This is a genomic window from Acinetobacter sp. C15 (genome assembly GCF_013420645.1).
GTDB classification, from domain to species: domain Bacteria; phylum Pseudomonadota; class Gammaproteobacteria; order Pseudomonadales; family Moraxellaceae; genus Acinetobacter; species Acinetobacter indicus.
This window is the reverse complement of the sequence record NZ_VOXR01000034.1, coordinates 1-24,013: the sequence shown is the minus strand read 5'-3', so window position 1 is coordinate 24,013 and position 24,013 is coordinate 1. Positions and strand designations below refer to the sequence as shown.

At 37.1% G+C, this 24,013-nt stretch carries 20 protein-coding genes and 4 pseudogenes; 10 read left to right on the top strand and 14 right to left on the bottom strand.

All coding sequences use genetic code 11. The features are described 5' to 3' along the window. Positions 1-137: 137 nt before the first annotated feature. Complete coding sequence (locus tag FTT63_RS11850; RefSeq protein ID WP_000550047.1) at positions 138-356, top strand: hypothetical protein; 219 nt, start codon at positions 138-140, stop codon at positions 354-356. Positions 357-500: 144 nt separating this feature from the next. On the opposite strand, the gene FTT63_RS15920 is transcribed toward FTT63_RS11850, so the two are convergent. The 4 genes from FTT63_RS15920 to FTT63_RS11835 are packed head-to-tail and all read right to left on the bottom strand — an operon-like array spanning position 501 to position 6,691. Next, complete coding sequence (locus FTT63_RS15920; protein WP_372551473.1) at positions 501-608, bottom strand: hypothetical protein; 108 nt, start codon at positions 606-608, stop codon at positions 501-503. Between the two features lie 60 nt (positions 609-668). Further along, positions 669-3,869, bottom strand: coding sequence for a site-specific integrase (locus FTT63_RS11845; RefSeq protein ID WP_127800785.1), 3,201 nt, complete (start codon positions 3,867-3,869; stop codon positions 669-671). Between the two features lie 4 nt (positions 3,870-3,873). Then, entirely contained in the window at positions 3,874-6,213 is a 2,340-nt protein-coding gene (locus FTT63_RS11840) for a hypothetical protein (RefSeq protein WP_127800787.1), read from the bottom strand. Then, complete coding sequence (locus tag FTT63_RS11835) at positions 6,200-6,691, bottom strand: hypothetical protein (protein WP_227554687.1); 492 nt, start codon at positions 6,689-6,691, stop codon at positions 6,200-6,202. Before FTT63_RS11835 ends, FTT63_RS11840 begins: the two co-directional genes overlap by 14 nt. A 274-nt stretch (positions 6,692-6,965) precedes the next feature. On the opposite strand from FTT63_RS11835, the gene FTT63_RS11830 reads away from it, so the two are divergent. The 5 genes from FTT63_RS11830 (at position 6,966) to FTT63_RS11810 (ending at position 10,840) form a co-directional block, all read left to right on the top strand. Next, positions 6,966-7,133: a YhfG family protein gene (locus FTT63_RS11830; RefSeq protein ID WP_002125865.1), complete on the top strand. Its 168-nt coding sequence runs from the start codon at positions 6,966-6,968 to the stop codon at positions 7,131-7,133. Positions 7,134-7,145: 12 nt separating this feature from the next. After that, positions 7,146-7,742 carry a putative adenosine monophosphate-protein transferase Fic gene (locus tag FTT63_RS11825; RefSeq protein WP_180066026.1) on the top strand — a complete coding sequence of 199 codons (597 nt, stop codon included), beginning with the start codon at positions 7,146-7,148 and terminating at the stop codon, positions 7,740-7,742. 349 nt (positions 7,743-8,091) lie between these two features. Then, positions 8,092-8,349 carry a hypothetical protein gene (locus FTT63_RS11820; RefSeq protein WP_004726728.1) on the top strand — a complete coding sequence of 86 codons (258 nt, stop codon included), beginning with the start codon at positions 8,092-8,094 and terminating at the stop codon, positions 8,347-8,349. Between the two features lie 920 nt (positions 8,350-9,269). After that, the gene (locus FTT63_RS11815; protein WP_000366814.1) at positions 9,270-9,575 is read left to right on the top strand and encodes a helix-turn-helix domain-containing protein; all 306 of its coding nucleotides are present in this window, start codon (positions 9,270-9,272) and stop codon (positions 9,573-9,575) included. Continuing rightward, entirely contained in the window at positions 9,575-10,840 is a 1,266-nt protein-coding gene (locus FTT63_RS11810; RefSeq protein ID WP_000934717.1) for a type II toxin-antitoxin system HipA family toxin, read from the top strand. Before FTT63_RS11815 ends, FTT63_RS11810 begins: the two co-directional genes overlap by 1 nt. A gap of 672 nt (positions 10,841-11,512) precedes the next feature. Here the strand turns inward: FTT63_RS11810 and FTT63_RS11805 are convergent. The 8 genes from FTT63_RS11805 to FTT63_RS11770 form a co-directional block, all read right to left on the bottom strand. After that, on the bottom strand, positions 11,513-11,968 hold the full coding sequence (locus tag FTT63_RS11805) for a helix-turn-helix domain-containing protein (protein ID WP_004973749.1): 456 nt from the start codon (positions 11,966-11,968) through the stop codon (positions 11,513-11,515). 118 nt (positions 11,969-12,086) lie between these two features. After that, complete coding sequence (locus FTT63_RS11800; RefSeq protein WP_159153750.1) at positions 12,087-13,028, bottom strand: transposase; 942 nt, start codon at positions 13,026-13,028, stop codon at positions 12,087-12,089. Between the two features lie 116 nt (positions 13,029-13,144). Next, complete coding sequence (locus FTT63_RS11795) at positions 13,145-14,509, bottom strand: ATP-binding protein (RefSeq protein ID WP_004974307.1); 1,365 nt, start codon at positions 14,507-14,509, stop codon at positions 13,145-13,147. Next, positions 14,510-15,160: a response regulator gene (locus tag FTT63_RS11790; protein ID WP_249920782.1), complete on the bottom strand. Its 651-nt coding sequence runs from the start codon at positions 15,158-15,160 to the stop codon at positions 14,510-14,512. Positions 15,161-15,244: 84 nt separating this feature from the next. Then, the gene (locus FTT63_RS11785; protein ID WP_004974304.1) at positions 15,245-16,552 is read right to left on the bottom strand and encodes a TolC family protein; all 1,308 of its coding nucleotides are present in this window, start codon (positions 16,550-16,552) and stop codon (positions 15,245-15,247) included. Then, complete coding sequence (locus FTT63_RS11780) at positions 16,552-16,875, bottom strand: DUF3240 family protein (RefSeq protein WP_004974301.1); 324 nt, start codon at positions 16,873-16,875, stop codon at positions 16,552-16,554. The genes FTT63_RS11785 and FTT63_RS11780 overlap by 1 nt, the downstream gene beginning before the upstream one ends. Continuing rightward, complete coding sequence (locus FTT63_RS11775; protein ID WP_004974298.1) at positions 16,868-19,951, bottom strand: efflux RND transporter permease subunit; 3,084 nt, start codon at positions 19,949-19,951, stop codon at positions 16,868-16,870. Before FTT63_RS11775 ends, FTT63_RS11780 begins: the two co-directional genes overlap by 8 nt. 10 nt (positions 19,952-19,961) lie before the next feature. Then, a complete protein-coding gene (locus FTT63_RS11770) occupies positions 19,962-21,185 on the bottom strand; it encodes an efflux RND transporter periplasmic adaptor subunit (protein ID WP_004974297.1) in 1,224 nt (407 codons plus the stop codon). A 441-nt stretch (positions 21,186-21,626) separates the two neighbouring features. Here FTT63_RS11770 and FTT63_RS11765 point away from each other — a divergent pair. The 3 genes and pseudogenes from FTT63_RS11765 to FTT63_RS11755 all read left to right on the top strand — a co-directional run. Continuing rightward, positions 21,627-21,755, top strand: a pseudogene (locus tag FTT63_RS11765) (helix-turn-helix domain-containing protein); the annotation flags it as partial. A gap of 76 nt (positions 21,756-21,831) precedes the next feature. After that, complete coding sequence (locus FTT63_RS11760) at positions 21,832-22,008, top strand: transposase (protein WP_155757414.1); 177 nt, start codon at positions 21,832-21,834, stop codon at positions 22,006-22,008. Continuing rightward, positions 21,987-22,692: pseudogene (locus FTT63_RS11755) on the top strand (IS30 family transposase). The gene FTT63_RS11760 and the pseudogene FTT63_RS11755 overlap by 22 nt, the downstream one beginning before the upstream one ends. Positions 22,693-22,753: 61 nt before the next feature. Here FTT63_RS11755 and FTT63_RS11750 read toward each other — a convergent pair. Next, positions 22,754-23,080 (bottom strand): annotated as a pseudogene (locus tag FTT63_RS11750) (hypothetical protein); the annotation flags it as partial. A gap of 150 nt (positions 23,081-23,230) precedes the next feature. Between FTT63_RS11750 and FTT63_RS11745 the strand changes: the two are divergent. Beyond that, positions 23,231-23,485, top strand: coding sequence for a helix-turn-helix domain-containing protein (locus FTT63_RS11745; RefSeq protein ID WP_370530233.1), 255 nt, complete (start codon positions 23,231-23,233; stop codon positions 23,483-23,485). A gap of 178 nt (positions 23,486-23,663) precedes the next feature. On the opposite strand, the pseudogene FTT63_RS11740 reads toward FTT63_RS11745, so the two are convergent. Continuing rightward, a pseudogene (locus tag FTT63_RS11740) lies at positions 23,664-23,891 on the bottom strand (transposase domain-containing protein); the annotation flags it as partial. Positions 23,892-24,013: the final 122 nt, after the last annotated feature.

Here is a 24,013-nt window from a genome sequence, read left to right as displayed (position 1 = left end):
AAGAACGGACTGACCGCTACAAGTCGGAACTGACCGACTCAGGCTCTAGTTACACGCTTGGCAACAAGACATTAACAGAGTGCGAATTAGTCCTTGAGTATGTTTGAATACATTTTAAGGAACAGTAGGATAAAAACATGCACTTATTTAAATTAACTGACGAACAACTCGCACAAATTCTTATCCCGAAACGATTTGTACCACCTACTCCACCTGAACATGAAGGCAAGAATATGGTCTATGTATTTGATAGTGAGGATAAGTTTGAACTGACTTATGATGAGCTGGTGGAAATCATTAGCAAAGCTAGAATGGCTGGTCCGAAGTTGATACCTGTCTTAGGCACCGTGAATTAAATTGTGCAGTGTTCGCACGCCACTTGAAACATAACTTGATTGGAAATGAATTTGGGCTGAGAAAAATTCAGTTCAAATTTAACCTGACGGGCACACTAAAAAATGGGTAATTGTCAGATCGAGTTTGGACTACAACACTTTAGCTCATCGATTTACCATACCGCTAATCTTCACACCATTTTCGTAAATCCAGCGATCAAACTGTGATACTACATTCCGCTTATTAATCCAAGTCAGCATGGTGCTTTTCATAAAGGCAGTTTACTTATAAACAGGGAAATTTCTAAACAATTCCCCTTTAACATGCTTAGGCTATTTGATCCAGAGTTCATCTTTTTGCATCATTTTTAACATTAAATTAAATATAACCAGCGGAGTAACATTTTTTTTGTTAGAGCCGACAACTCTTTGAAAACTAAATTTAACGGTTCGCTCAGGAGCATCCAAATTAACTGGGTAGTTTTGTTTTTCTAAATACAGATGATCTCCTAACATTGGCTCTATACCAGTAATAAAATTAACAATTTGTTGCTCATCACCTTTCATTCGGCATTGAAAATGTAGAAAATTCTTACGCAGTTTTCCAAATAATAATAATATTTTAAGCGCCTTAACCATGTTCTTTTCTTTCAGTGCATCTTGCTGCCTATCATCTTTATAATGAAAATCAAGGAGAGGAATTATTTCATCTGGACGAGTCAGTTTTTTAGCCTTTTCGTAAAGTTCATCAAACCAACTCTCTTCTAAATTCTTACTATAAACATAATTCGTTTTTAAATTAAATTTTTGGCGATCCATCCATTTAGTGCTCATCCATTGACATCGTTGCATCCATTCTTGAGCTTGGGTATCTTCGCTTAATCGACCTTCTCTAAAACTTATCAAACGTTGAAAAGGTGTCAGAGTACTCTTCTCTATACTAAACTTCTTTTCTTGTCGGCCAGCCATCGTAACTGGCTGTGTTTGCTGATAAGAATTAAACCATTTCTGCTGCTGAGTATAACGATTTAGGTTTATGTAGTCTGTACTTGACTTCACTGGACTAAAACACTGTTCTAATACTTTTTTTGAAATGATACACGGCGAATTATAAATTCGATCGACTGCTAATAAATCCAAAACATGAAGGTAATTTGAAGCCGTTTGCTCAATACTGCTATGCCCCATCCAAGAGGCGAGCACCTGCCATTTATGTTGAATAATCTCTTCTTGAGCACGTGCTTTCATACCAAACAATAAATCCCTCATCTTTTTTGCTTTTACCCAAGGACAATCTGTGTAGGTCTTGATCATTTCTTTTGAACCGAGCAAAGTTATTGCTAGATAGTTAGCAGCACTGTGGCGTAATGTATGAAAACTAAAGCCATGATGCATACCTAATATTTGACTAAACAAATCTACTGTAATTTTGCTGATACATTGATCAGTTAATACACGATGATTCACACTAAAAAGTAGATCATCCTGCTGATTAACCAAATATTGCTCATAACGATGTTGTATGTAACGTTGTACTACTAAAAACTCATGTTCTGACAATGCAATTTTCAATGGTATTTGACGATTCGCACTTCGCGTTTTCAGACGGCGATATGAATTGTCTTGGATATGAAGCGTGATATTATTAAAAACTGTATTTTCTTTTTCTTTATAAAGTAGCTCTGGGCAAATAATATCTTGTATTTTAAGACAACGAACTTCATTTAATCGAAGTCCAGTTCTATAACTTAGTAAATACATCAGCTTTAAACAACTCAGATGATCGACCCACTCTGATGCCGTTGGCTCTTGACTTAAATTTTCTAGTTTTTCCAATAATTTGCCAAATAGCAAAGGACTCACTAGCCGTGCATTGCAAATTTGTAAATGCTTAAAACTTGAATTCTGTAACACCAATACCCCTGGAGCATCATAATTCTCTATACAGAATTGATGAAAATCTTTTAGGCGACCAAAACGGTATTCTGCGCTTTGGTGCATCTTACGAGAGGTTTTTCCTTTCACCGAATCTCGTTGAACTGCTTTTTCATCACGTTCACTGCTGTATTTCAATAGCTGCCGATATAAATCCTCATAGTCATCTATGGATTGTTGCTTTAAATCTAATTTATTGAGCCAAATCTCAAATATAAATTCTTTGCCAAACGATCCTAAGTAGCTTTCAATAGTTGATAATTGAAGCCCTCGTTTTTTTAAATGCATTAACCAGTGAATTAAGCGTAGTTGAGCATCAATTAAAGACTTTTCCTCCGTATTAGCATCAACTATCTTCTCCTCTAACACCCTTCTAGTTTCTTGCCAAAAACGTAGCGTGCGTTCTTCTTTATTCCTCTTTTTATCTAAACGCTCAACTTTTTGACCTTTACGTTTCTTTTGACCAAACAACATCAACTCATACGGAATCGTTTGTAATTTGCTTTGAACAGTCGGAACTTCAGGAAGTAACTGCTCTTGTTCAAAATGAATAGGGCGATTATCTGGTTCTGTGACTTGATTGTAATCATTATTCCACAGCAATCTAAATTCGGATGGCCTTAAAGCAACAGTATTAATCTCTTGCTGAAGCACATTACTCAAAAATATATCTATGCTGAGGTTTGGATTAAATTCGAGTACCATTTGCACATCATTAAATGCACGAAATCCACGGCGTTTAATTTGATATTGCAGATCCCCAAGACTTTTTTTCCTGCCTATCTTACTCAAGCTTTCTAAAATACAATCTTCAACTGAATGTTGCAGACAAAATTCTTTCTGAGCAGCTTTCAACTTTTTTAAATATTGCAAAATGAACTGCGCATATGGGTTAAAAAAAACATGTTTCCATTGGTACAACTTTCCCTGTTCTACATCGTTGCCATATTGAGAGTTTTCAACACGATAATGTAGTAACAATGGATTAGTGATTTTTTTGTAGTCCGAATGGTATAACCGAAAACAATTCAGATCTGTACCAAGCTCAATGGCCTCCTGCAATTGCTTCTGAATAGCAATCAAATGCTGTTCATCTGCACAGCCTGAAATATATATAAAACTTAAGCATAAATTTCCCCATAAGTACTTTGGTTCATTCCAATATTCAAATGAATCTTGCCAATACTGCCTTAATTCCTTAAGTACATGGATATGTAGATGCCCCTGTTCTAACCGTGACTCTGTACTCTCAATTTTTCTAGGCAGTACGATCCGTTTAGTATGTGGATTTAGCTTAATTCTGTATGATTTTTTATCTACATTCTGGTTGAATTGCTTCCTTCTTTTATTAAATTCATCTTCAGTAAATTGCATCAGTTTTGATTGTTCGTCTCGGCTCAACTTTTGACTCAAACAATCAACACTATCTTTAATGTCATGCCATTTTTCAGCGATCTGCTGATCAAGTTTTTGCTGCATTTCTTTCGTCAATACTTCAGGTGGAGAAGGCTGTCTATCTAGCGACTTTTTCACCATTTTATGAATATCAACAAATAGATCATCTAGTTGTGGTTTTATTAGTTCTTTGATTTTTTGCATACAACTATTTTCGCTCTAAGTGTTTAATCGATAAAGATTTGACATTATCTTGCAATTGCTGGCGGGCTTGCTGTACATAGACATTCGGGATAAGTGAAGAATGCGGATGAAAAGCCTCTCGGTCACGTTGGTCATGACCATACAGGGCCTGAATTAAGTGAAAAGCTAATGCTGGTTTACCCTCTTGCTGCTCATGCATCAAAAAGTTCATGTCAAAATGACGTAACCAATTCGAATACATATTCTTTGGAAAGACTCCTTGCATATATGAATTCACCCATTTTCTCGATAAAGGGATTAACTTAATTTTCCTGCTCTGCCATTCTTTGACAGTTATCGGCAAGATATCTTTACTAAAAATGACCTTACCAAAAAGATCATTTACAGTTATCTTCTTCTTTGCAAAGACTTGTCTAAAAAATGAACCGTACGCTTCAATAATTTGTTCTAAAAAGGCAGTGTAATTTTGCAGTGTTTTTATGAAAAAATCAGATAAAGGGATAAAACGACCATCTTTTCTTGCTTTACTATTTTTTTTATCATTCACATATAAAAGCTTGAGCTCAACACAATAATCATCCAAATTCCCCAACAGGTTTTTTTTAGGCCGACTTGCCAAACTCAACAAACTGATATGCCACATCCAACACGCATATGCATTAAGTTGATTAATAATGTGCTTATCTTCTTGGATGTTTTCGTGACAATGTCTATGTAAAATATGGAATTGCTCTTTCACAAAATTGGGTTCAAGTGCCAGTTGGCTCCCTATCCTTCCTATAGATAATGCAGATTGCACTTTGAATTGTTGTTGCAATATTTTTAGTTCAGCCGTGTCTTCAGTAAAATGTGTGGAATGTGGTGTAAGTGCTTTTTCTAAAAAGGCTAGATATGTGCTACTGAGTTGAGTTTTCGGTAGCCCGCCATAATAGATACCAGGCATGTGATGCTGACTATCCCGCCCAGCAATTACATGAGCAAGATATTCATTATATGTTTCATAATATATATGAAAATATAATTGAGCCTGCAGTTTTTCTACAGTGATCGAACCTACAAACCGATTATCAAGCCAATTCTTAAGTTTCGTATTAATGTGTGTTGATGAAATTAGTGGATTCGATGCTTGTTCTATATAGTCAAACCAAGCAGAAGGTAAATGTAGTTGATGTGTCATCACTTCATTCCACCGCACATGATTTAAGCTCTTAATCTTCTGCTCTGTAATTTTAAGATTTAATTTGAGTAAATATTCGCGACGTCTACTTGAACCATTCTGGATCAAAATTCCATCTTGAATAAGCTCGTTAAAATCCATCAGTGCGACGGGTGATAATCCCGTCAAAAGTGACAATAAACATGCTGCAGCGATTGCAGCATCCCTCCAGTGCCCGGATAACTCGGTTCTCAACACATAAACAATTTGCTTCAGTATATCTGGCGCCAAATAATGTGGATTTGTAACAAAAGGAGCATGACGGCGCTGGCGATGCCGCATTAGATGCGTCGCATTATCGCTGAGTATATAATTTAAATTTTTAGACTTTTCATCTTCTGAATAAAACTCCATTTCAGGATCTAATAGATCAACTTCACCCTCTTCATCTTTGTGAAGAGCGGCATCATAAATACTAATCTTTGCGTTATGTCCAATATCTACTTGCTTACCCGTTTTAATTTCACGAAATTTTTTGAGTTCATTTTTCGTCGGCCATTGCAAAACTTTGCTTTTTTTTGACTTACGCTGACGATGAACTACACGACGATCATCTAGTCTTTTAAAAATTATTAATAGAGCCGATAAATACTCTATGACTTGTACTTGTTCGAAATCTTTAATATTAAAAAGTTGATTACGATCCTCTTTTTTCAAATTACGTTCGTACGTGACATAACAATTTAGCAGCTTACTACATTCATGAAATAATTCAGCATGATTAGAATCCAGCACATATCGTGAGACATAGCGTAATAGGTCACAAACATGTTTTTGCTTATTCTCAGCTTTATCAATTTTTGCAAATTCTTGATACTGCCGATATGTTAAAAAACTCGCTTGTAGAATCAAATAACGTTGCGATGACAGCTCTTGTGTATTACTAGAATCTGGACATGCAAAAAAACTCACAGCAGCTAAAAAAGAATACTTACCGATCTGTCTGGAGCCTGATATATAGCTATAAATTTGTTGTGCTAATTTGTATAGAGCGTAGACATCTTTATACAAATCATCTGATAGATCGACAAATTGTGTATTTACAATATCATCACGTAATAGACAATAATCTTGTTGATATTTTTCTGCTAAATCTAAGAATTGCTCTTGTGTTTCAATGTTTGGCATATTCATTTTCGCTTAATATTTTTATCACGTTGCATTGTTTAAATTCATTGTGATCAGAACGATTTGGTAAAAGTTGATCCTTTATTGAATTCTTTGTTAGCTTAAAAAATCTTGCAAAAAATTTAGCATCCAGTTCTTTCTGAGCTTTTCTTTCAAAGCACAAGTGTTGTTGTGATTTTTCGATAAAATCATCAAGATTATGTATCAACTGTAAGATTGCAACATAATTAGAATGCACACGTAAGCCAGGCTCCGTTTGCATCAATAGCAAGATTTTTTGCCAAATTTTGACGTAGATTGCTTTGAACTTTGCTTGTACTACGGCTTTCTGACTCTGTTTAATCTTTTTGATTTTCAGTAATTCTGAGTTGATTTTTACTATCTCAAGTTGAACATTTTTTCGACCAAAGCAAAAGGGCATTATAAATTGCCCCATAAAAATCTCTATATTTTTTACTAAATAGTCAAATTTTAACATTTTTATCGATATAAAAAATGAGCATATCTTTGTATATGAAAATTCATTTAATTAATCAATCAAATCTTCTTAAAATTACAATTATCAACAAATACATAGGTTTTTCTTATTAAAGTTGATCTAAATTTCAAATATTCTTCCACTTTTTTTTAGTTTTCTGTTATTACATGAAACAATACCGTTATATTACATTTTGAAATGCTGTGTATGCAGCATTGATCAAAAAGATTCTCTGCTATACTTACTTCACGTGTAGCATCAATGGAGTTTCGAAATGCTCAGAACCACTGAACAGAAAAAAAAATATATTCAAGCGACACGTGCGCAAAACTATCAAGCCAGCCTAAAGCTTGAAGGCATTACAACGACAGCTCAAACAACTCAACAAAGTAAAGCTGAAATCTTGCAAAAATATAAGAAGTATTCGCAACCCGAAACTTAGTCAGGTGCATGTATGGATAAATATGGGGAAATGGGTGACAGCCTGTATTGTTACCCTGGCACAAATATCCTAAAGAACAAACTCAATATTCATGATGAACAAATTTTAGAACAAGCTGAACTAGAACTGTCTGGATTGGCAAGTAACTTAATTGAATATGCTGAACCACCTTACGACTTACAATACTTAAAATCAATTCATGCGCAGCTCTTTGGCGACTTATACGACTGGGCAGGAAAGTTAAGACAAATCGATATTTCCAAAGGTGACACCCGTTTTTGTAATTTTTCCCGTATTGAAATTGAAACCAATAAACTACTCAAACCGCTTCAAGAAAAAAAATACTTTCAAGGCTTAGCACCACAACAACTGATTCCTCAACTTGCCGACTTGTATTGTGAGCTTAATGTCATACACCCATTCCGTGAAGGTAATGGACGTACACAACGGATTTTCTTTGAGCATCTGATTGCTCATTGTGGTTATGGTATTGATTGGTCTCGCATTGACTCTCAACAACAATGGATTCAAGTCAATATTGAAGGTTTTTATGGTAATTTAAATCCATTAATTAAGATTTTTGAAATATGCTTTATTCAAAATACCTAAAATTTAAGTAGTCGAAGCCCACAATCCTTAATGAGCCATCATCTTTGCTTCAATCCACTGATTAATTTCCCAAATAAACCAACAATCACGATTCTTAGAAATCTTAATACTCTTCGGGTAATTTAGGATCGTAATATTCAGATTACTTATCCAGAATTGAATAGATCGTTAACTTAGATAGACTTTTAAGCAATGTAACTTGCCGCATGTTTATCAACATATGTCTCAAAAAAGTCTGCCCATACATAGATTTATGGCGTTTAGTGCTTAAATTTCAGATTAATCTTCGTCTGATGACCTGAATGGATGTTACAGATTACATGCAGGTGAATTACTCTGTGGCTGTATCATGGCTTTTGTGCAATCCAATCCATTTGATCCGAATGTTCTCTTTTGCAATAAAGCAGCCTCTTCTGCTTTTCCTGAACCAACGAACTATGTCATTGATTTGATTCAACCGACAACAGTGATGCTGAATCAAATCTCCAAAGAAGGGATTAAATGCAAGAAATGTGGTAAGAAAAAGATAGGGGATGGAAGTTATTATCCGTCTAATTGGAACCAGCCCATGAGTCGAGATCAGTTGAGTAAGAATCATTTTAAATGAATAAGAGAAGGATGGCTTACCTCACTTCTCCGAATAACAATGCTATGCTTTTCAACCAAGGTTATAAATTGGCAACTACATTTCATTCTTCTTCATGTTGGTCCTATAGCCTGTAGACAATTACTACATCATTTGCATTCAATGCTCAATACAGCCTGTCAGCAGAACCGCAGCGATACTTTTTTTCGTGCATACATGTAGTGTTTAAATCCATTCATTTTTCAATGATCCTCTGCCGTTTATCACATTTATGGTCGATCTTTAACCTTGTGAAAAATGCACATACCGATCCCTTCAAACTGTCAAATTTATGTATGCATGACATTTAAAGAAAATTATCTGATCAATTTTTTTAGGTAAAATTCATCAAGAAAAAAGTTATTATTATTCATAACATCACCAATAACCACATAAAAACAATAATTTAATAAATTATTCTTCCAATTTTTTTATATTTAGTGTTATTACCTCTAAATCCATGTTTACCACCTTCTATTACATAAGTAATTTAGAAGTATCCACGATATAAATTGCTTGCCCTCACACCTTTCCCCTCTCACGCCCAAAAAATTTATACTGAAAGGCAGATTAAGCCCGTTCGAGTTACATATAGCCGCATGCTATATTGAAAGCATTAAGAAAATATCCTCAATATTTATAGGATTTTTAAAGTATGAACTAATTTTCGAAGAACCCTTTCTAAGTAATGTGACCTATTAGGAAAAATGAAAATACTGAAATCTCCGTATCAACAATCAGTCAAAGTACATCCTGATGATTTTCTGTAACCGATACCCAAGGACTATACCTACCCTTCTGATGTGCTGTGCAACAAAGCCCTCCTTAGCCACACTATAGCTATAGATTAATTCCATTATTTTGTGATTTAATTAAATTATTCATTCTTAAGACCCAATTTAATGGATTTATATTTCACTAAACCAGAAGAAGTTGTGACTCTTTTAGGTGAGCGTTTACGTAAGCAACGACTCTTTCTGGAGATGTCTCAAGCTGAGGTAGCAGCACGCGCTGGTGTCGGCGTGAATACAGTTTCGAATCTTGAAGCGGGACGAAATGTATCTGTTGAAAATTTAGTCCGTATTGCAATGGTCTTGGGTCGATTAAACGAACTTCAGGAACTATTTAAACCTCAGCTTAACAGTGTGAATGACATTCTTCGCTATGAGAGTCAAAGTAAGCGCCACCGTATTAAGAGGAAGGGATAATGCTCAATAGACTTAATGTTTATTACAACGGTTGGGGCGAATCATGGTTATGGGGAACGCTGATTAGTTCAACAGCCACGACAGGTAGACCCACCATTGCTTTTGAATATAGTCCAGAAGCAATACAGCAAGGTGTTGAGCTCTCTTCTTACTTGCTGCCTTTAAAAGGTCTACCATTCAGACAAGGTTTTCCTACTCATCAAATGGGACTCCCAGGTCCAGTCTATGACGCTTTACCAGATGGTTGGGGCATGATGTTGATGGATCGATATTTCAAAAAAATTGGCTTAAATTCAGCACGAATTGGACCTTTGGAGCGTCTGACCTATATTAGTAGTCACGCAATGGGTGCCCTCTCCTTTGAACCTTGTGTTGCTGACATGCAAACCTCAGAAAATATCCCTTTACAACAACTGGCCCAGGAAGTTCAAGAAGTACTCAAAGGTGAAGGTGGTGAATTTCTACAGCATTTATTGGTCATGGGTGGCTCCCCTCAAGGTGCCAGACCAAAAGCGTTGGTTTACCGAGATCCTGTCAATTTAGAGTTTTCGACTCAAGATTCTGATCAACATGAAGCCTGGCTGATTAAGTTTCCTGCTCAGCAAGAGCATCCTGAAGTCTGCGCCATTGAAGCCGTCTATGCAGAATGTTTGCGACTTTGTGCAATTGAGACTCCAGATACCCATTTCTTTAATTTGCCCAATGGTTTAACGGCTTTTGCTTCTAAACGATTCGATCGTCAAAATGGTATGCGGATTCCAATGCAGAGTTTGGCTGCATATACAGGAGCAGACTATAAAGTTCCAGGTAGCCTAGACTATCGCAATTTTCTCCGGGCAACCTTGATGTGTACGCAAGATGTACGAGAAAGATTGCATGCTTTTAAACGTGCTGTGTTTAATGTGCTTTTCAATAATCGGGATGACCATACTAAGAACTTTTCATTTCTCATGGAGAAAAATGGTCAATGGAAATTGGCTCCAGCCTATGATGTGACCTTCTGCGAGGGTCCAGGTGGTTATCATCAAATGGACATTATGGGAGAAGCGCTCAATATTTCCCGAAATGACATACATAAACTCGGTACTTCAGAAGCTAATCTGACTACTCTAGAAGTCGATGAGATCATCTTGACCATGCGTGAAATTGCACTTCAATTTAGTCAAATTGCGCAGCGCCTGTATCCCCATCAAATTCGAGAATCTACCCTACAGATGATTCAATCACGGATTCAACAGAATATTGATTTTTTAACTGAAACCTAAGCGTAAATATAAACTAAGCGCCAACCATCAACTGCAAATAGACTTTGATATAGTTAGTCGCTACATAATCTGTAGAACCTGTGAATTAGCTCTCTTTATAATCACGAATATTAGATGGATCACCGCCAAGATATATTCTGCAAACGTGAAATCACTACATCCAGATCGAAAATCACTAAGAAAAAACTGTCACCAAAAAAAGGTCTGCACTATGGATAGATGCAGACCAAACTCTGGATAACTACCAGCACGAGAAATATGTCGCAATTTTGCATAGACATGAATTTGATAAAATCAGCCCAGAAAGCCAGAAATTCATAAAAACTATTTCATCAATCCCCTATAACTTAATCACGTTCATGGTCGATCTTAAATCTTGTGAAAAGTACTCATGCTGACCTAGCCAAACTGTAAAACTCATGTATTCATAGCCTTTAAATGAATCTTTCAATCGGTATATTTAAGGTAAAAACTAGTAATCAGAAGTTATTATCACCCCCATATAAAACAAGGATCAACTTAAAAACAATAACTTAGTAAATTATTCTTCCATTTTTTTTATATTTAGTGTTATCAGGTGTAGATGAAAACCCTGTTTCATCAACATAACCTAATATAATTTCACCACGTGCCGCTTGCTCTCGTAATTTTTCAATCTGCTGTGTTGCTTGTTCAAATGCAATCGGATCTCTTTTTTTTCAAGCTATGACGGGTACGCTTGAAGACCATACCTGAATCACGTAAAAACTTACGAATGGTTTCAACAGACACGGACACTTCGTATTCTTCATGTAGTTTGACTCGGATTTGTTCTGCATTGAGTGGACTTGTATTGACCCAATCTAGGATTTTCGCCTGATAGTCTGAGATCAATGTATTGGGCCGACCTGAGCGATGACCTTCTTTAATCGATTCAAACTCATACAATTCCCAACGTCGGCGTTGTAGCCTTATGGTTTCTGGGATACGTTCTTGTAGAGTGGCAACTTCCGCAACACTTTTACCTTCAGAAAGCCAGAGAATAGTTTGGGCACGTTGTCTTTCACGCCAATGTTTTGCATGCTTGGCCAGAAAAATGAGTCGTTCTCGCTGTTCTAAACTAAGTGGTACAGAAACAATTCGAGGCATGTGTGAACATCTGTTAACTAAAAAAACTTTTTCGCATGATTAGTTGTTTTTGTCAACTTATTAGATAATTGATATTTATGAAATTGTGAGAAAGATAATATATAGGACTTACGCACTATTATTTATAGATTCTCTGTGGTAGCAGATGATTTTTATCGAGAATAAAGTCATCAATGAAGTTTTTGATAACTGGTCTAAATAATTTCTTCTGCCAACGATATACATTTTCAAAGATCCGCTCAAACTGGTTCTTTTGTATCTCGACGTAGGCCATCAAGGCTGAAAAAATATGATTCAAAATCAGTTTAGATCGTCTTACTTGAAACTTTTCAATATGACAAACCTGTTTAATCACCCGGTGATATTGCTCTATTTTCCAATGACTTGAATGTAATTCATGAAAACCCTCAAAGGACAATAAATCATCTTCATCTTGATGCACAATATAAAACCTCTGCTGTTCTTTTAACTGAGTCTTAAATAATTGTACAAAGCCAAAATCTTTGAGCCAGACCACTTGACCCTGATGGAAATTTGGCAATAAACGCAGTTGAAACCATTGTCCTTTTTCTGGGGAAACCTTACGGTTACAGTCGATACCAAACATAAATCGAATACCATATTTTCTTATGGTTTTTAGATTTCCAGTCGATGAATACCAACTATCACCTGTAATAAATTGAATCTTTGCACCCCAACTGAGTGCTTCACTTAACATATCCATAAAGTAATCATTCTTGGTTTTACTTTCAGATTTGTCATAAATTCGGAAATTAATTGGAATATTTTGACCATTCTGATCTGTCGCATACAAGGTAATGAGATTAATACCCTTGACGGATCGGTGGTGTTTGCCTGACCAAAAATAGCTAACCAAGTCCATATGTTGACTATAGGGTTTATCTAAAACAGTATCATCAATACTGACTATAAGTTTATTATTATCAATATGTTGAATTGCTTCTTGATATAGGTCGTGAGGTGTGTAGTCTTCACGTTCTAGAAAGCGATTTACACTATCATGCGAGATGTTATAAGTCTCGGCAAGTCTCCTAGACAAATTTCGTCTATTCTTTTTGCATAGGAGAGAACATTATGAGTGGACAACGATATACGCCAGCATTTAAATTAAATTTATAAATCAATATGATAAAATCTATTTTTTTGACTATCGTTTTAATAAATATTCAATTTTTTGAAAAATTCAATTCTGACAATCAATCCTCCAACTGCATTTGCACGTTGTAAAGTAATCTTGCCTAAATGAGAGTCAATAATCTGCTTCACAATAGATAATCCCAGACCACTTCCTACTACAGAACTGGCTTGATTTATTCTATAAAAACGCTGAAATATAAATGGGATTTGTGCTTCATCTAGACCTATGCCGTTATCTTCAACCTGTATAAAACTACCATTTCCAATACTTCCACAACTGACTTTAATAATAGGTTTATGTATTGAACTACGATAAAGAATGGCATTTTCGAGTATATTTCTCAACATAATTTCCAACTGATCTGACTGCCCCCAAACGCACACTGAGGTGAGATGCAATTGTAAGTCTACACCTGCTTTTCTGAACTGAATACCCATCATTTCAACTGTACCTTTAACAATATCTACCAAATCAATATTGCTTTTGTTTTGTGTGGCATTCGGTTCAAGCCTCGCTAATGTAAGCAACTGAGTAATCATTCTTGATGCTTTGTCTACTCCTGTAATAATGTCCTGTGCAGCTTCCTTAGACTCCTCATTGGAACGTGCATTTTGAAGTACTTGGGCATGTAAGCGTATAGCAGCTAATGGTGTACGGAGTTCATGAGCGGCATTTGAGGTAAAACGTTTTTCACGTTGCATACTTTCAGCAATCTCACTAAGTAAGGTATTTAAAGAGCTCACTAAAGGTTCTATTTCTTTCGGTACAACTGGCTTAATTGGATTTAAATGTTCAATGGATTGTTTTTCTAAGTTTTGACTAATGCTATATACAGCCAATAAATGACGACGGATCGTGCAAATAATCAACCATAATAATAATGGCAAAAATATGATTGAAACCAAAATCAAAAACAGCAACATATCTTGCTGAATATCTTTTCGAATTGTCCAAACCTGCGCAATTTGTACCTGTATTGTATGCGTACTATCCCAAACAGAATAACTACGATAAGTATTATTATTCAGTTTAATCCAACCAAAATTATCTTGCTGAACAAATGGCTGTGTTTCCACACCAATAGAACGATAAATTAATTGTCCATCACGATGCCAAATTTGAAATACAATTTGGTCATAATGCTCACCCTTAGCTTTTTCAATCACTGTATGCTGCGGTACTTTTCCATCTAGGGTACTTAGAGTCGTAGACAATAAAGCATGAGCAGTTTCTGCTAATGACTTATCAAAAATATTATTGGCAGTGTTTTGCATTCCCCAATAAATACTTCCTAAACTACCCAACCAAACGCTAGTGGTAATTGCCAGTAAAATTATAGATAAGCGCTGGGTTAATGAATAGCTGCGAATTGGATCAGCCATTTAATGCTGTTCATCCATGATATATCCAAAACCTTGTACTGTACGGATAATATTTTTACCTAATTTCCGACGCAAGTTATGAATATAGACTTGTACAACATTACTACTCACATCAACGTCATAAGCATAAAATGAATTTTCTATATTTTCACGCGAAATTACACGACCACGATTGAGAGTAAATAACTCCAATAAATGAAACTCTTTATGTGTCAACTCAATTTCGACTTGATTTAACAGTACTTGTTTACTCGCTTTGTTAATACTAATATTTCCAACCTGAATTAGGTCCCCTACCTCTCCTGAAATTCGGCGTAATACAGCATGAATCCTTGCTACGACCTCATGTAAATCATAAGGTTTAACAACAAAATCATCAGCTCCTGCCTCTAGACCTGTAATACGATCATCAACCTGATCTTGAGCAGTCAGAATAATAATTCCAACTTGATTCTTTTTGCGACGTAGTGATTTTAAAATTTCAATCCCATTTCGATCAGGCAAACCTAAGTCTAGTAGAATAAAGTGATAATGATAACTCACTAAAAAATGGTACGCTTGCTCTGCTGTGCTCGCAATGTCAACTACAAAGCCCATTTGATCTAGACCACGTGCAGTTGCTTTTGCCAACAAGCTATCATCTTCTACCAATAGAACTCTCATAACACCTTTTTCTCTTGCTTACCAAACTACAGCGCAAATTTATAATCCCTACTATGCTCGTAAATATTACTGTTAAATTCTATCCATCTCATGTAAAGGCCACAATTGATGAGAATCAAGTAATAAGGAACTCATACTTTCTGCATAATCTACTTTAGCTTGATCGACTCGGCTACGTGCTTCAATCAATTGCTGCGAATGCAACAAAAGCTCATTGAGATTCAACTCACCTAATTTATACGCTTTTTGCATCAAGTGATGTTGTTGTTGCAACAGTTGTAAGTTTTCTTGCGCCTTCGTATTCCGTACAGTCGCTGACTCCATTTGAATCACCCACCCCTGTATTTCTTGACGCAGACGTTTTTCTACACGCAATACCTCCAAATCCGCTTTTTTTGCTTCTGCCGCTGCCATTCCTGAAGCAATACCGACTTGTCGCGCAGTCAAAGGAATTGAAACACTAACCCCTAATAAATTCTCCTCTCCCGATTGCTCCCTACTGTAACCAAAACCAATCGTAGGATCTGGCAGTCTATTAAGCTGCTCTCTTTTTAATACTGCGTATTGCTGTGTAGCTTGCATCCTTACGAGTGCTAACTCATGATTAACTGACAAAATTTTCTGTACCCACTCTGCTTGACTATACTGTATAGGGCTAGGCTGTATAACATCGCTGCTCCACTGTTCAGGGATCTTTCCTCTATAATCGCGGGCCAACAATTGCTGAGCTTGAATATATGCAGCTTTAGCTTGCATATATTGTTCCTCAAGTTGTTGGTACTCATTCTTCAAGAGCATTAGCTCAAGTCGTGGTGCATCTCCTGCTCGAATACGTTGTTCAGTCACTTGGATAAATTGCTGAATTTGATCCAGCTGTTCTTGCAGTCGCTTCAAATGCAATGTGCTTCGCATATAAGCAAACCAACTATTTAACAACATTTTAGATGCTTGATGTTGAGCATTCTCATACTTCAGTTCTGCAATACTTGAAATACGTTGTGCTAGATCTTGATCTAGCCGGTATTTATTAGGCAAACGTATTTGTTTTTCTATCCCCAAACTAGGTTCATAACTATTGGCTTGTTTTCGCTCTAGTTGTGTATCCGTCTTACGTACTTGCATACCGGCTGTAACAGTCCACGGATTTTGCCCTACTTTTAATCCTTGTCGGGCAAAGTCTGCATAATCTTGCTCTGATATTGCAGCACGCACATTCGGATGTTCTACTAGACTCTGTTGTACTGCTTCAAGTGGTGGCAAAGCAGCTTCAAGTTGAGGTTTTGCAATTGCTGTCGAAGCCACTGTAAAACAATAGCCCAACCCAAACAGATACCAAATTTGGCCTAGAAGTGTTGATTTAAATTTGATATTTAATGTCATTAGTCAAGTGCTCCTTGGCTCATATAACCAGAAATTAATGTAGGTATGACCCAATAAAAACAATCACTTGATTTAAATTTTTGCTGAATATGCGCCAAAACCAATGATACAGATTCGTGTTGTACAATCAGCAATATAAGATTCCGTTCAGTTGCTCCGCGAATTTTTTCCTGAACATTACGATAATGTTGGCGATTACCAAACCCTTGTGCGTTGACACAAGTACACCCTGAAATCAACTCAGGAATTAACCACAAATGCTCCATAAGTTCTTCAGCAATATCAGAGGACACGTTAATAGAGAGTTGGCATATTTCAGACATGATGATCTCGCGCTAAACCAAATTTTTTAAACAAGTTAGGAAGTAAAATCAGAGTCAGCAAAGTACAAGAAATAAGCCCTCCAATCACAACTATCGCCAATGGACGTTGAATCTCGGCACCAGGGCCAGTAGTAAATAACAATGGGATCAAACCTAAAGCTGCAATACTCGCGGTCATCATGACTGGACGTAAACGGCGCATAGCACCTTCACGAACAACTTCCTCAATTGCAACACCACGAGAAATCAGTTGATTAAAATAACTAATCATCACTAAACCATTCAGTACAGCAATCCCCATCAAGGCAATAAAACCAACTGATGCAGGAACAGATAAATACTCACCTGTTAATGCTAATGCAAATACTCCACCGACTAACGCAAAGGGAATATTGACGAAAACCAATACGGCTTGACGCACCGAACCCAAAGTCGTAAATAGTAAAAAGAAGATCATTGTTAATGCAGCAGGTACAACAAGCATTAAGCGAGCAGCCGCACGTTGTTGGTTTTCAAATTGCCCCCCCCATTTGAGTGAGTAGCCGGTTGGTAACTTGACTTTCTCTGCAACCAATTGTTTTGCTTCATCTACAAAACTAACTAAATCACGATCACGTACGTTGGCACGTACCACTGACATTCGTGATGCATTTTCACGATCAATTTTTACGACACCCTCAGTCTTAACCACTTCTGCTAAAGATAACAATGGCACTGCAGCTGCATTCTCAATTGGCAAGGCAATATTGGAAAATTCAAAACTCGACTCTCCCAAACGTGGATCCCCTTTCATCATTAATGGAACAGGGCGCCCCTGTTCAATAATGGAACCTATTTCTTTGCCTTCCACGAGCATCTTGAGTTGGGCTTGAACATTTTGACTGTCCAATTGATTTCGTATAGCCATATCACGATGGATTCGCAGCTCTTGATACTGTACTCCCGAATTTTCGAGTGTCATGACATCTTCATTGCCTTCAATGCCTTGTAGAACTATTGCAATTTGCTTTGATAAATCATTAAGCTGGTCTAAATCACTTCCAAAAATTTTGACAGCCAAATCTCCTCGTACTCCAGACAACATTTCTGAAGTGCGCATCTCTATGGGTTGACTAAATGTTAAGTTCACGCCAGGAACATCTTGAAGTACAAGACGAATTTTTTCTAAAATTTGCTCTTTATTTTTGACTTGCCATTGCGTTTGTGGTTTTAGCACAATGAAACTATCTGTTTCATTTAACCCCATAGGGTCTAATCCCAATTCATCAGAACCTGTACGTGCCACAATTCTTTCAACTTCAGGCACTTGTTCCAAAATACGTTTTTGAATATCCAGATCTAATGCAATTGAGTTTTGTAAGCTAATCGAAGGGATTTTTTCTAACTGTAAAATAGTATCTCCCTCATCCATGGTTGGCATAAATGACTTTCCAATGAATGGGAAAATCAATGCAGCCAGAAGTAAGGTACCACCTGCTAAGACATAAATCTGTTTAGGATGGGCTAAACTCAGATTCAAAAGTTTTCGGTAACCAGTTTCTAATTTAGCTACTAAAAAGGGTGTGTGATGTGCTTTCGGTTTTAGAAAGAATGAACACAGTACAGGAATCACTGTCAAAGAAAAAATTAGTGAACTTGATAAAGCAAATACAATTGTTAAAGCCACAGGTGAAAAGAGCTTCCCTTCCAATCCTTCAAGCGTGACCAATGGAATAAACACTAACATAATAATGATCATGCCTGCTGTGACTGGTACTGCAACCTCAGACACTGCGCGGTAAATCATATTTAATGGCGGTAAAAAAGAACGTTGCGGTGACTCTTTTGCTTCAGCAAGTTGCATTTCAATATTTTCAACCACTACAACTGCAGCATCCACTAATAAACCAATCGCAATCGTCAAACCACCTAAAGACATTAAATTGGCACTTAAACCAAAATGGTGCATCATCAAAAAAGTACTTAGTGCAGATAATGGTAAAACTGCCGCAACCACTAAAGCAGACCTTAGGTTTCCTAAGAACAATAAAAGTAAAATCAAGACTAAGACAATAGCTTCTAATAACGTTTTACTTACGGTATGAATGGCTCGGTTTACCAACTCACCACGATCATAAAATGGTTCAATCGTTGTACCCTGTGGCAGAGTTTTTTCAATGTCGGACAAATGCTCACGAACATGTTGAACGACTTGACGTGCATTCGCACCTTTTAAAGTTAATACAATACCTTGGACAGCCTCACCTTGGCCATTTTCAGTCACTGCACCATAGCGTGTGAGTGCTCCAGTATGTACCTGTGCAACATCTTTAACCCGCACCAATGTTCCTTGATGGCTAGAAACAATAATATCGCCTAACTCTTCAAGGTTTCTGACGCGGCTATCGCTTCGGATCAGTAATGACTCTCCATTTTCATTAAGCCGCCCAGCACCATCACTGGCATTATTTAGCTCGATTGCCTGTTGTAGCTGTGTTAAAGATAAGCCTCGTGCCGCCAGGGCCTCTAAATTAGGGGTCACTTCAAATGTACGAACAAGTCCCCCCAAAGCGTTAACATCGGCGACCCCTTCAATTTTACGAAGTTGTGGACGAACCACCCGATCAAGTAGAGTTCGTTTTTCCATATCACTGAGTGGCCCATGTAAGGTAAACATAAAAGATTCACCTAATGGGGTCGTCATGGGTGCAATTCCACCTGACGTACTACTTGGTAATGCAGACATCACATTACTTAAACGTTCATTCACCTGTTGTCTAGCCCAATAAGGGTCAGTGCCTTCAGCAAAGTCTAATGTGATAATCGCAATCGCGTATTTAGATTGCGAACGCATTACTGTCTGATGAGATATTCCCAACATTTCTTGTTCAATGGGTACAACAATACGGCTTTCCACCTCTTCGGGCGTCATGCCGGGCGATTTCATCACAATTTGTACTTGCGTACTTGACACATCAGGAAAAGCATCAATTGGTAGTTTCGTAAAAGCAATGTAGCCTGCCACACTGATCGCCAATGTGAGCAATAATATTAAAATGCGCTGACTAAGTGAAAAGGCGATAAGACGTTTTAACATATGTCTCACCTCAACGTTCTGTAGTGCTAATAGGTGCTTGCTCTGCACCAAAGCCAGACCACACCGCCTTGAGACGCTCTACACCACTGATAGCAAGTTGCATTTTGGGTTTTAATTTTTCAGCTGTAATATAACTTTGCTGCTGATCAGCTGATAGAACTTCAACCGTTACAGCTTCAAACCCCTTCTGATTTTTAACAAAAATAATGTGTTTACCATCTTGTGAGGTTATGGCAGTACTTGGTACTGGCCATGCTGCAATTACTGTTGGCTGCTTACTTTGAACATGAACTTTGACAAATTGTTGCACCCGCAAACAATTATGTTTGGTATCCATTTGTACGATGATATTTTGAGTTTGTGTATTCCCTACAAGTGCTGGAGCGATATTTTGTATATGCCCTGTAATATCACAACCTTCAACCTGAACAACATCCCCAATATGCACATATTTACTGTCAGCTAAATTAGCTTGTAATAACAATTGTAACGGTGAATCAGCGTTTACAAGTTGACCTAATACTGTACCAGCCTCAACATACTGACCTGTAGAAACCTGTAAGTTTTCTATATAACCACTTGTTGGGCTTTTAACATAGACAATGGAATTTAGACTATTTACCTGCCCTCCTCCCATAAATTGCAGCATTCGCTGTTTTGCACCTAAGTTAATATTAAGACGCTGTACTTGATTCTGTGCCTCTTGCACACGCTTCTCGGCAATAATGCCTTCAGCATATAAGCTACGTTCACGTGTTAAATTTTGCTGGGCTAATTGTTGTTGAGCACGAAGCTGCAATATTTCATTTTGAATCTGAATTAAATCTGGACTATGTACAGCAAGTACATGATGATTCCGGGTAACTTCTGCCAAGGGTTGTACCAAAACTTGCTGCACCATTCCTGAAACAGGACTAGTCAGTACAACTTTGCTTTCTGGTGACCACTGTACTTGCCCTTGTAAAATAATTTGTTTTTGTATGTTAGTAGAAGAAGCACCTAATGTGTGTAATTTGATCCCAACTTGCTCAATTTGTTTTGAAGAAATTAAGATTTGTTGCTCTGAGACTTCAGGACTCCTCTCAGCCTCTGAAACCTGTCTCTCTACTTTAGCCTCTATATTTTTATTCGAGAGCAGCTTACTTCCCCACCATAGCCCAAGGCTAATCAAGATCAAGACGCTCATTAGATATAATAGTTTTTTAAAATTTAGTACATCTACTCGCTGATCCACTCGTTTCATCCTTCAAGAGATTTTCTCTACAAAGCTAACATTAAGTTCTTAAGATCAGATTAAGTTTATAAACCTATTTCAGACTGCATAGGCCCAAGTGAACCGTATTGGGTTTGTGGGAGACTTTTATTTAACTGATGTTACGTAGTAAGTGCATTTTGAGCATCTTCGCTACTACATGTTGTAGTCGATTTATAAATTATTAATAATCATTATATTAAACTATATATTGTTATTATTTCTCACGAAAATCAGCATCAAAACATAGGTGACTTTTATAAACTAAAATGTCTAAAATGAAGTGACCAAAACCACATTAAATGATCTAAATTGATCAAAATTTTACTCCACCAAAAACTATATACCAGTAATCAAATCATATACTTATAATTAAGGTCATTTAATGGAATAAATCTCGGTGACCTTGCCAAGGTTGGGGTTTTAGAACAACATGAACAACAACTGATTATCACCGCGATGCAAAAAGCCAAACACAATGTGTCTGAAGCGGCCCGTTTGTTGGGTATTAGTCGAGCAAAGCTCGATTATCGACTTAATAAATATTATTAGGGCGTGTCCTCATTTGAAGAATTGGTTTTAAATACTTAAAATCTTCCTTTGACTTATTTTTATTTCTATATTTTCAATGGCACGTACTCTTCTTACCGATGATATCTGTCAGCAAATTCAAGATACTATGCGATTACATGATTGCTACCGTTCAAAGAATAGTAGAAATATCATGGAAGCGATCTTATGGAAACTGCGTACATGCGCCACATGGCGTGATATTCCTCAAGAATTTTGTCCTTGGCAAATTTGAAAAGTAAAAGTTCAGTCGCTACCCTTGCTCGGGAGTTAGGACTTTCACGATCAACCATCTACCGTGAATTAAAAAGAAATACTGGGCAACGTGGATATAGAGCTCAACAGGCAGCTAAATTTGCAAGTCAAAGACGGTACCGTCCTTCATCATCAATGACAGCATTTGCCTTCGCTTATATTGATTATTTGATTGGTTTGGACTGGTCACCAGAACAAATTTCAGGTGCTTTAACACAACGCGGTTGGCTGGATGTACCTTGATCAACGACAACGTTTAGGAGATTTCGAAGGTGACACGGTGATTGGTAAACATCATAAAGGTGCTTTATTGACTCTCGTTGATCGAAAGAGCCTGTATGTACATATTGTTCATTTAGGGCCAACGAGAGCATCCTCTCAAACGATTACTTGTGCATTAGATCGTTTACAAATGAGCCATGCTTATAGTGTGACATTTGATAATGGCAAAGAATTTTCCGAACACAAAAGAATTACTGATGTTGGCATAGAGACGTATTTTGCTGATCCTTACAAGTCTATTCAGCGAGCTAGAAATGAAAATACGAATGGTTTAATCCGTCAATATCTGCCAAAATCATCATCGTTTGATGACGTGTCAAAGGAACAAATAGAGTAGATAGAATTTGCACCCAACCATCGTCCTAGAAAAACCCTAGGTTAGTATACACCGAGTGAAGTGATGGCTGGTTTTTATACTGTTGCACTTGCCGCTTGAATCCGCCAAATAAAATCATTTCTTCTGGATCTAAACGCTTTAGCCGAAGTTGGTCTACAACCACCATATTGTCCTGTGCTTTATCCATTTTCCCCAGTGTCTTCTTTTCACACTGTCCTTTAGACTTTTTATTACCTTACATAAATCCCTATCGACAGCAAGCAGTAACTTACGATATCGCGAGCAGTAGTAATGCTTGATTTTTAATTTTTTCTGAAAACTCACTGCTTATTTCCCCATTGAGTAACATCATTTTCAAAACTAAAGCTGGGCATGGTTTTTCAAACCTACCTTCAGATATTGTTAATGCATCAATGAGCAATGGTGTCATCATTTTTTTTCTGCACAGGTAAATTATTTTTAGCGTTAAAATAATAGAATATAAAAGTCTCAAATTTAACAAAATAGAATCAAATAGATTTTATATTTACTAAAAAAGTATCTGAATTATATGATTTATTTACTAACTTTATTTTTATACTAAATCAAAACAGCACGCATGAACCGGAATATGACGATTAGCGAATTGGCTAACCGTGTGCATGTGGATGAAAAGACAATCTCACGACTTGAAAGCGGCAAACCCAGCTCTAACCTAAAAAATCTTATTTCCATTCTCGTTGTATTTGGCTTGGAAAATAGTTTGCTTAATATTGCGAACCCACAAAATGACGAAGTTGGAAAACACTTGCTACCAAAAAAATTCGGGTACGCGCTAATAATAAATCAGAGGCTATGAGTGATGACTTCTAAAAATCTGTCCATGCAAGAAGAAATTAAGAGCTGCTACATTTTTTTGGATACAGGTGATACGCCACAAGTTGTTGCTCAATATGCGCTCAAAGATTCAATCTATAATTTTATCTACGGCAAGAGATATTTGAGTCGTAAGCGTCCGCTGAATCCCATACCAATTTTTAATTCGATTTAGGTTTCCAGCAGTGCGGCAGCAATTCTTCAATTTGGGTCACTTTGTGTGTCGGTAGCCTTTTCAGCACATCACTTAAATAAGCATACGGATCCAAGCCATTCAGCTTTGCTGACTGGATTAAAGTCATGATATTCGCCGCTCGCTGGCCGCTGCGCAGCGAACCTGCAAACAGCCAGTTCTTACGTCCCAACGCCCAAGGTCGCATTTGATTGTCGGGTAGTCAGACGCAGTTACCTACGTCCAACCCCCTAAGAACCGTGCATGCGAGTTTCCCAGCACACGGCTCAAGCCTCTGCTAAGGCGCCATTCGGCACCCGGTTATACATCGTTGACATT

What these genes read in the sequence shown, in the direction of transcription:
- FTT63_RS11850 (WP_000550047.1), top strand. Translation starts at nt 138, where the DNA reads ATGCACTTATTTAAATTAACTGACGAACAACTCGCACAAATTCTTATC.
- FTT63_RS11830 (WP_002125865.1), top strand. Translation starts at nt 6,966, where the DNA reads ATGCTCAGAACCACTGAACAGAAAAAAAAATATATTCAAGCGACACGT.
- FTT63_RS11820 (WP_004726728.1), top strand. Translation starts at nt 8,092, where the DNA reads ATGGCTTTTGTGCAATCCAATCCATTTGATCCGAATGTTCTCTTTTGC.
- FTT63_RS11825 (WP_180066026.1), top strand. Translation starts at nt 7,146, where the DNA reads ATGGATAAATATGGGGAAATGGGTGACAGCCTGTATTGTTACCCTGGC.
- FTT63_RS15920 (WP_372551473.1), bottom strand. Translation starts at nt 608, where the DNA reads ATGAAAAGCACCATGCTGACTTGGATTAATAAGCGGAATGTAGTATCA.
- FTT63_RS11810 (WP_000934717.1), top strand. Translation starts at nt 9,575, where the DNA reads ATGCTCAATAGACTTAATGTTTATTACAACGGTTGGGGCGAATCATGG.
- FTT63_RS11795 (WP_004974307.1), bottom strand. Translation starts at nt 14,509, where the DNA reads ATGGCTGATCCAATTCGCAGCTATTCATTAACCCAGCGCTTATCTATA.
- FTT63_RS11785 (WP_004974304.1), bottom strand. Translation starts at nt 16,552, where the DNA reads ATGACATTAAATATCAAATTTAAATCAACACTTCTAGGCCAAATTTGG.
- FTT63_RS11840 (WP_127800787.1), bottom strand. Translation starts at nt 6,213, where the DNA reads ATGCCAAACATTGAAACACAAGAGCAATTCTTAGATTTAGCAGAAAAA.
- FTT63_RS11760 (WP_155757414.1), top strand. Translation starts at nt 21,832, where the DNA reads ATGGCACGTACTCTTCTTACCGATGATATCTGTCAGCAAATTCAAGAT.
- FTT63_RS11775 (WP_004974298.1), bottom strand. Translation starts at nt 19,951, where the DNA reads ATGTTAAAACGTCTTATCGCCTTTTCACTTAGTCAGCGCATTTTAATA.
- FTT63_RS11845 (WP_127800785.1), bottom strand. Translation starts at nt 3,869, where the DNA reads ATGCAAAAAATCAAAGAACTAATAAAACCACAACTAGATGATCTATTT.
- FTT63_RS11835 (WP_227554687.1), bottom strand. Translation starts at nt 6,691, where the DNA reads ATGTTAAAATTTGACTATTTAGTAAAAAATATAGAGATTTTTATGGGG.
- FTT63_RS11780 (WP_004974301.1), bottom strand. Translation starts at nt 16,875, where the DNA reads ATGTCTGAAATATGCCAACTCTCTATTAACGTGTCCTCTGATATTGCT.
- FTT63_RS11805 (WP_004973749.1), bottom strand. Translation starts at nt 11,968, where the DNA reads ATGCCTCGAATTGTTTCTGTACCACTTAGTTTAGAACAGCGAGAACGA.
- FTT63_RS11815 (WP_000366814.1), top strand. Translation starts at nt 9,270, where the DNA reads ATGGATTTATATTTCACTAAACCAGAAGAAGTTGTGACTCTTTTAGGT.